Below are 8,133 nucleotides of genomic sequence, written 5' to 3' on the forward strand. Positions count from 1 at the left end.
CTATGCCGGTGCGCAGTCCGCGCCGCGGGGCGCCCGGAGCGAGCGCCGGATACGCTCCGGCGGCCGGCGGGTGCGTCGGGGGACCCCATGCGGCGGCGGACCCGACGGGGCGGGTCTGGTCCGTCCATGTCTTGCCGTCCCACCAGCGTTCGGTGGCGGGACTGTCACTTGTCTGCCCCGGGTCGGGATACCAACCGGGAGGAGTCACCTGCGTCATGGACCCACCGTATGAGCCGTGGGTGAAAGGCGGATGAGAGGGATCCGGAAGATTCGTTTCAAGAACGCCCCGGAAGCGCCGCCGGGTGTCCTGTCACGACCGGCGGATGTCATGCCAGGACCAGTCGCACCGGCGCCGCTCCCGCCCTCGGCGGCAGCCGCAGCCCGCCGCGCCCCGGCGTGATCGAGCCGAGCACACTCGGATGCCGGGCCCCGGTGCTCACCGGATCGGTGCCCGTGAGCCCGTGCAGGGTCAGGAAACCCAGCACGGCGAAGGCGTACGCCTCCTTGGCGGCCGCGGGCAGGCCCAGAGCGTCGGACGTGCGCACGGGCACTCCTGGCAACTCTGCGCCCAGCATCGCCATCAGCGCCGGATTGCGGGTGCCGCCGCCGGACGCGATCACCTCCGTGGCATCCACCGAGCGCACCGCGTCGGCGACCGTACGGGCGGTGAGCCGGGTGAGGGTCGCGATGACGTCCTCGGCGGTGAGCGTGCCGAACCCGGTCAGCGCGTCGCGCAGATGGCCGAGGTGGAAGAGCTCCTTGCCGGTGGTCTTGGGCGCGGGCAGCGCGTAGTACGGCTCCGCGAGCAGGCGTTCCAGCAACGGCTCGTGCACCGTGCCGCGGGCGGCGAGGGCGCCGTCCACGTCGTAGTGCAGACGTCCCCCGGTCAACCCCCGCACGGCCACGTCGACGAGGGCGCACCCGGGCCCGGAGTCGAAGGCGGTGCCGTCCGGCGCGGTGAGGTTGGCGATGCCTCCGACGTTCAGCGCCACCGGAGTCCCCGCCCTGCCGCGCAGCCACAGCAGGTCGACCAGGCTCACCAGGGGCGCGCCCTGACCACCGGCGGCGATGTCCCTGGGGCGGAAGTCGGCGACCACCGGCAGCCCGGTCGCCTCGGCGATCCAGGCGGGCTGACCGAGCTGGAGCGTGCCGTGCACCCGCCCGTCCTCGGCCCAGTGGTAGACGGTCTGCCCGTGCGAGGCGATCAACTCGGCTCCGCCGTCGCACAGTTCACGGTCGGCCCGGACCGCCGCCGCAGCGAACGCCTGCCCGATCAGGGTGTCCAGGCGGCACACGTCGGCCAGCGTGGTGGCCGCCGGGGGCAGTGCGGCCGCGAGCGCCTCGCGCAGTGCGCCGTCGTACGGCTCACCGACCATCCCGAGCGGCCGCAGGGCGAGGTCCTCGCCTTCGAGGGTCAGTTCCGCCGCCGCCGCGTCGATCGCGTCGTACGACGTCCCGGACATCAGGCCGATCACCCGCACGTGCTCAACTCCCTCGGTTGTCGGGGAGCGTGGCGAGGGCGAGCGCACTGACGGCGCACGTCGCCGCCGCGTAGTACGCGGGGATGTCCACGCTTCCGGTCCGCTTCATCGTCTCGGTGATGATGAGGCCGGCGCAGCCCGAGAACACCGCATTGGACAGGGCGTAGGCGAGTCCCAGGCCGGTGTGGCGGACGCTTGTGGGGAACATCTCGGAGAGCATGGCGGGCCCCGGTCCCGCCATCAGCCCGACGACGGCACCCGCCCCGAGCACGGCGACACCCTTCACCGCGTTCGAAGTCCCCGTTTCCTGAAGGAGGTTGAGCAGCGGAACGGACAGGACCACGACCAGCCCTGCGCCGGTGAGCAGCACCGGGCGCCGCCCGATCCGGTCGCTGAGCAGGCCCGCCGGGACGATCGTGGCCGCGAAGCCGAGGTTGGCGAGGACCGTGGCGAGCAGTGCCTGCCGGAAGCCGGCGTGGAGGGTGTTCTGGAGGTACGAGGGGAGCACGACCAGGAAGGTGTAGCCGGCCGCCGACCAGCCCATCACGCGCCCCGCTCCGAGGACGATGGTCCGCGCGACCTCGCGCCCGGGCGGGTGCTCCCGCTTCCCCTCGTGCCGGAAGGCCGGCGTCTCCTCCAGCCGCAGCCGCAGCCAGAGCGCGACCAGCCCCAGCGGCAGTGTCAGCAGGAACGGCAGCCGCCAGCCCCAGTCGCTCAACTGCCCCTCGGTCAGCACCGTCGCCAGCAGTGCCGCCACACCCGCACCACCGAGCAGCCCCAGAGCCACCGTGAAGGACTGCCACGACCCGTAAAGCCCCCGCCTGCCCGGCGGCGCGAACTCCGTCATGACCGACACCGCGCCCCCGAACTCCCCGCCCGCGGACAGACCTTGGACCACCCGGAGGAAGGTCAGCAGCCACGGTGCGAGGGCGCCGACCGCGGCGTAGGTGGGCAGCACGCCGATGAGCGTCGTGGCGCCCGTCATCAGCGCGATCACCAGGATCAGCACCGGGCGGCGCCCGATGCGGTCGCCCAGCCGTCCGAACAGCGCGGCGCCCACCGGCCGGAAGAAGAACGCCAGCGCGAAGGACGCGTACGTCCTCACCAGGCCCTCGGTCTCGCTGCCGCCCTCCGGGGTGAAGAACCGCGCCGCGACGACGGTCGCGAAGTAGCCGTAGACCCCGAACTCGTACCACTCGATGAAGTTGCCGGCCGAGCCCGCCAGCAGGGCCCCGCGCCGCGGGCGCGCGGGACGGGCGGTGTGCGGGACGGAGTCGTGCACGCGGGCGCCGCTCATGGGTCCCTCCTCCTCGCTGTCCATGGGAAAGGCAGCGCCATTTTCGGGGCTTTTGACTGTCGAAAACTTCCACCACGGCTGGTCGGCGCCCCACCGCGTCGCCTGCGTACACCTCCGTCACCCGTCTCGGCAACAGGTGCGCCGACCCGTCTCCACATCGGCTTCCGGACGGCTAGGCTCAATGTCTGTACGTCGTACGGGCGACCCGGGGAGGTAGCGGCATGACGGAGGCACGGCCGGAACCGGCCGCCTCGTCCTCCCTGTGGGAGCGCGAGGCGGAGATCGCCGACATCGTGGAGGCCGTCAGGGCCCTGCGCGCGGACGCCTCGTCCTCCGGCAGCCTCCTGGTGTTCAGCGGTGAGGCCGGCATCGGCAAGACCGCGCTGCTCGCCGAGGCACGCCGGATCGCGGAGGCCCACGGCTGCACGGTGTGGTCGGCCCGCGGCGGCGAGACCGTCACCTCCGTTCCCTTCAACGTCATACGGCAACTCCTGCAGCCCGCCATCGTCTCGCTGATGCCCGAAGAGGCCCGCGAATACCTGGGCGACTGGTACGACATCGCCGGACCCGCGCTCGGCATCGCCGAACCCGGCGAACGCCGGGCCGACCCGCAGGGCGTGTGCGACGGACTGGTCGCGGCGGTGCGGCGGCTGGCCAAGCGCGAGTGGCCCCTCGTCCTGATCGTCGACGACGCGCACTGGGCCGACCAGGAGACCCTGCAGTGGCTGGTCGCGTTCGCCGAGCGCCTCGACGATTTGCCCGTCCTCGTCGTGGTCGCCCGCAGGCCGGGTGACGTCAGCGGTGAGCGGGCCCGCCAGCTGGAGGCCGTCGCCGCCGCGGCCCGCCCGGTCCTCACGCTCAGCGCGCTGACTCCCGACGCCACCGCCGGGCTGACCCGTGCCACGCTCGGCGAGCACGCGGACGCCCCGTTCTGCCGCGAGGTGTGGGCGGTCACCGGCGGCAACCCGTACGAGACCGTCGAACTGCTCGCCAAGGTGCAGGACAGCGAGCTGGAACCGGTCGAGGCCTCGGCCGCCGAACTGCGCGCCCTGAACCGCTCGGCACGCGGCCGCGGACTCGTCGCCCGCCTCGAAGGACTCGGCATCGACGCCACCCGCTTCGCCTGGGCGGCCGCGATCCTCGGCACCGGGATCTCCCTCGACCTCGCCGCCCAGCTCGCCGGGATGCAGCGAGACGAGGCCGTGCGCTGCGCCGAACTGCTCGGCGCGGCCCGCATCCTCGCCGCGACCGAACCCGCCAGCCGTGAACTGACCGGCGGCGAACTGGAGTTCGTACACCCCCTCATCGCCAGCGCCGTCTACCGCTCGATCCCCGACGCGCTGCGCACCGCGATGCACGGCCAGGCCGCCTGGGCGGTCACGGAATCGGGCCGCGGCGCCGCTGCCGCCTCCCGACACCTCCTCGAAGTACACCCGGACGACGACCCCGAACTCGTCGAGCAGATGCGCGAGGCCGCCCGCGAACACCTCGCCGTCGGCGCGCCCGACGCGGCCAGGCGCTGCCTGGAGCGGGCCCTGGCGGAACCCCCGCTTCCGGAGGTCCACGCGCGTGTGCTCTACGAACTGGGCTGCGCCACCCTCCTGACCGCTCCCGCCACCACGATCCGCCATCTGCGCACCGCGCTCGACCAGTCCGGCCTCGACGGCGATCTGCGGGTGGACGCCGTCTTCCGCCTCTCCCAGGCCCTGGTCCACAACGACCAGCTGGACGAGGCCGTCCGCACGGTCGACACGGAGGCCGCCCGGCTCGACCCGGGCGCCGCCCGGATGCGGCTTCAGGCCGTCCACTACATGTGGGAGGGCATCCACGCGGGCGAGGACCACGTTCCGGGACGCTCCCGAAGCCTCGCCGAACTCGTCAAGACCTGCACCGGACGTGACAACTCCGAGCGCGCCCTGCTGATACTGCGCGGCTTCGACGCGATGACCCGTGGCGAGAGCGCGGAGGAGGTCGTGGAACTCTGCGACCGCGCCCTCGTCAACGGCCGCCTCGCGCCCGGACTCGGCTGGACCGACACCGAGTGGGGCATCGAACTCCTCATGATGCTGGGCAGTTCGTACGCCTACGCGGACCGGCTCGACCGGGCTGAGAGCCTCTTCTCCGAGGCGCTGCGCTCCTACACGAGCGCCGGATGGAGCGGCGGCCACCTCGCCCTGGCGCACGCATTCCTCGGTCTCGCCTACCGCAGGCGGGGCCGCCTCAGGGACGCCGAGACCACCCTGCGCGAGTCGCTGCGCATCGCCGAGCGGGTCGGGCGAGGGCTGCCCCTGTACTGGTCCGCCACCTGCGGCCTCGTCGACACGCTGCTCGCCCGCGGCGACGTCCAGGAGGCCTGGGCGATCGCCGAGCAGTACGGCTTCGCACCGCCGTACCCGTCCACCATCGTGCTGCCCGACACCCGGTCCGTACGCGGCCGGCTGCTGCTCGCCGTCGGCCGCGTCAAGGACGGCATCAACGAACTCGAGGCCGCAGAGAAGGCCGCCGCCGCGCGCGGCCACCACAACACGGTGATGGCGCCCTGGGCGCTCGACCTCGCCCGCGCGCTCGCCTCGGACGACCCGGCCCGCGCCGGCGCACTGGCCACCGACGCCCGCCGCGAGGCCGAGCGCTTCGGCACGGACACCGCGATCGGCGAGGCACTGCGCTGCGCGGCGGCCCTCGAATCGGGCCAGCGCGCGGTACGCCTGGCCGCCCAGGCCGTCACCTACCTGGAGGCCTCGCCCTGCCAGTACGAACACGCGGCGGCCCGCGTCGAGTACGGCATCGCGGCGCGCTCGGTCTCGGAGCTGGGCAAGGGCCTGACGCTGGCGCGCTCGTGCGGGGCGGACGGGCTGGTGGCCAGGGCGGAGGAGGTCCTGGCGACGGGGAGAGGGCTGAGGTAGTCGCCAGGCCGTGCGCGAGGACGAGATGTCCGCAGCGGACAGGCAGGCTCAGCCTGCGGCGCCGTCGTCGCCCTCCTCGGCGAGCACCCGCTGAGCCGTCGCGAACGCCGAGTTCGCCGCCGGGACACCGCAGTACACGGCCGTCTGCAGCAGTACGGCGCCGATCTCCTCCGGGGTCAGCCCGTTGCGGCGTGCCGCCCGGACGTGCATGGCAAGCTCGTCGTAGTGACCGTGCGCGACCAGCGCGGTCAGGGTGATCATGCTGCGTTCGCGGCGCGAGAGCGTCGGATCGGTCCAGATCTCGCCCCAGGCGTAGCGCGAGATGAAGTCCTGGAAGCGGGCGGTGAAGGGGGTCTGCCGGGCCTGCGCCCGGTCCACATGGGCGTCGCCCAGCACCTCACGCCGCACCTCCATGCCCCGCTTGGCGCCGCCGTCGAAGTGGGCCCGCAGCGCCGTGAGCACCGCCGCCGGACACTGCGCGGGCGCGAGGTGCGAGGCTCCGGGGAGCTCGACGAGCGTGGCACTCGCCACCGCGTCCGCGATCTCCCGCAGATGGGCGGGTGGCGTCGCCGGGTCCTGGCGGCCCGCGATCAGCAGGGTGGGCGCGGAGATCTCGGGGAGCCGGTCGCGCAGGTCGAAGGCGGCGAGCGCGTCACAGCAGGCGGCGTACGCCTCCGGGTCCGCGTCGCGGTGGTCCTCGATCAACCGCGGCACGGTGAAACCGGGTGTGAACCAACGGGAGTTCGCGTTCTCGGCGAGCGCGGCCAGCCCCTCCCGGCGTACCAGCTCCGCACGCTCCTCCCACGGCTTGGAGCCGTTGAAGTGCGCCGAGGAGCAGATGACGGCGAGGGACGGCACACGCTCCGGGTGGTGGACTGCGAGGTGCAGACCGACCGCGCCGCCGAGCGAGACGCCCGCGTAGGCGAAGCGGTCGATGCCGAGCGAGTCGGCGAGGTCGAGGACCAGGGCGGCGAGGTCTCCGACGGTGGCTCCCGGTCCGATCAGGTCCGGCGCCGACCCCCCGTGTCCCGGCAGATCCCAGCGAACCACCCGGTGGGTGGCGGACAGCTCGGGCGCGACCTCGTCCCACAGGGCGCGGGACGTGCCGAGCGAGGGCCCGAGGAGCAAGGGGGGAGCGGTCTCGGGGCCCTCGGCGAGGTGGTTGAGCAGTTTGCGGGTCACGTTCGCTCCAGAGCACGGTCGGTGAGGGCTCCCGCGGAGCCCGTGTAGCGGGTGGGGTCGGTGAGTTCCAGGAGGTCGAGCTCCTTGAGCTCCGCCTCCTCGCCGAGTACGTCCACGAGGGGCCGTCGCTCGGCGACGGCCCGTTCGGCGGCCCGGGTCAGCAGTTCCTTGGCGCGGGCCCGCCCGAGCACCGGGGCGAGTTCGACGGCCAGGCGTTCGGAGACGATCAACCCATGGGCGAGACCGAGGTGTTCGCGCATGGCGTCCGCGTTCACCCGGAGCCCTTCGACCAGCTCGACGGCGTTGTGGGCGGTGCCTCCGACCAGCCTCAGCAGCTCGCGCAACGGCTCCCACTCGGCATGCCAGGCACCGGCCGGCCGCTCGTCCTCGGCCACCATCGACCCGTAGAGCGTGGCGGCGAGTCCCGGCGCGCGCCGGGCGGCGGCGGCGATCACGGTGGCCGCCACCGGGTTGGCCTTGTGCGGCATCGCGGACGACCCGCCACCGCTCCCCTCCGAGACCTCGGCGATCTCGGTGCGGGAGAGGGTGAGCACATCGGCCGCCATCTTGCCGAGGGCCCCGGCCGTGAAGGCCAGGCCGCCGGCCAGGTCGGCGATCGGAGTCCGCAGGGTGTGCCAGGGCAACGCCGGTTCCGCGAGGCCGAGTTCACCGGCGTACGCCGTCACGAGCGCGTCCGGATCCACGGCGCCGAACGCCGCGAAGGCGGCCAACGTCCCTGCGGCCCCGCCGAGTTGGACGGGGAGCCGGAGAACCGCGAGTCGGTCCCGCGCGTCCAGCACGAGCGACCGCCACCCCGCCGCCTTCAGCCCGAAGGTCGTCGGTACGGCGTGCTGAGTGAGGGTCCGCCCCGGCATCGCCGTGTCCCGGTGCGCGGCGGCGAGTCGGCCCAGGGCCCGCGCCGTCCGCTCCAGCTCCGCCAGGACCAGGTCCAGCGTGCGACGGGCGACCAGCATCAGCGCCGTGTCCAGGATGTCCTGGCTGGTCGCGCCCCGGTGGACATAGGGCCCGTACTCCTTGCCGACCGCCGCCGTCAGATCCGCGACCAGCGGAATCACCGGATTTCCGCCGCCTCGGGCCCGCAGCGCGATCGACCTGACATCGAGGTCCGCCGCGGCCACGGCGGACACCGCCGACGCCGCCGCGTCCGGCGCGAGCAGAGATGAGGAAAGGCGGCAGACAGGAGGCAGGCACGTGATCGTGGTGTCCGAAGAGGTGCGGGAAGCGCTCGACGCGCGCCGGCCGGTGGTGG

6 protein-coding genes are annotated in these 8,133 nt (G+C 73.4%); 1 reads left to right on the forward strand and 5 read right to left on the reverse strand.

What is annotated here, in order from left to right:
• From ABZ656_RS54230 to ABZ656_RS54240, 3 genes are all read right to left on the reverse strand, one after another.
• The coding region (locus ABZ656_RS54230; protein ID WP_360279603.1) for a DUF2510 domain-containing protein at positions 1 to 217 on the reverse strand (217 nt) is incomplete at its 3' end.
• Between the two features lie 109 nt (positions 218 to 326).
• A complete protein-coding gene (locus ABZ656_RS54235; protein ID WP_360279606.1) occupies positions 327 to 1,481 on the reverse strand; it encodes an anhydro-N-acetylmuramic acid kinase in 1,155 nt (384 codons plus the stop codon).
• Between the two features lie 4 nt (positions 1,482 to 1,485).
• The gene (locus tag ABZ656_RS54240; protein ID WP_360279609.1) at positions 1,486 to 2,778 is read right to left on the reverse strand and encodes an MFS transporter; all 1,293 of its coding nucleotides are present in this window, start codon (positions 2,776 to 2,778) and stop codon (positions 1,486 to 1,488) included.
• Between the two features lie 221 nt (positions 2,779 to 2,999).
• Between ABZ656_RS54240 and ABZ656_RS54245 the strand changes: the two genes are divergently transcribed.
• Positions 3,000 to 5,681, forward strand: coding sequence for an AAA family ATPase (locus ABZ656_RS54245; RefSeq protein ID WP_360279612.1), 2,682 nt, complete (start codon positions 3,000 to 3,002; stop codon positions 5,679 to 5,681).
• A 48-nt stretch (positions 5,682 to 5,729) separates the two neighbouring features.
• Here ABZ656_RS54245 and pcaD read toward each other — a convergent pair whose 3' ends face one another.
• Positions 5,730 to 6,863: a 3-oxoadipate enol-lactonase gene (gene pcaD, locus ABZ656_RS54250; protein ID WP_101402102.1), complete on the reverse strand. Its 1,134-nt coding sequence runs from the start codon at positions 6,861 to 6,863 to the stop codon at positions 5,730 to 5,732.
• Positions 6,860 to 8,133: 3-carboxy-cis,cis-muconate cycloisomerase (gene pcaB, locus ABZ656_RS54255; protein ID WP_360279615.1), on the reverse strand; the 1,274-nt coding region annotated here is incomplete at its 5' end. The genes pcaB and pcaD, both read right to left, overlap by 4 nt.

This window comes from Streptomyces sp. NPDC007095 (assembly GCF_040634475.1).
In the GTDB taxonomy this organism is placed as follows: Bacteria; Actinomycetota; Actinomycetes; order Streptomycetales; family Streptomycetaceae; genus Streptomyces.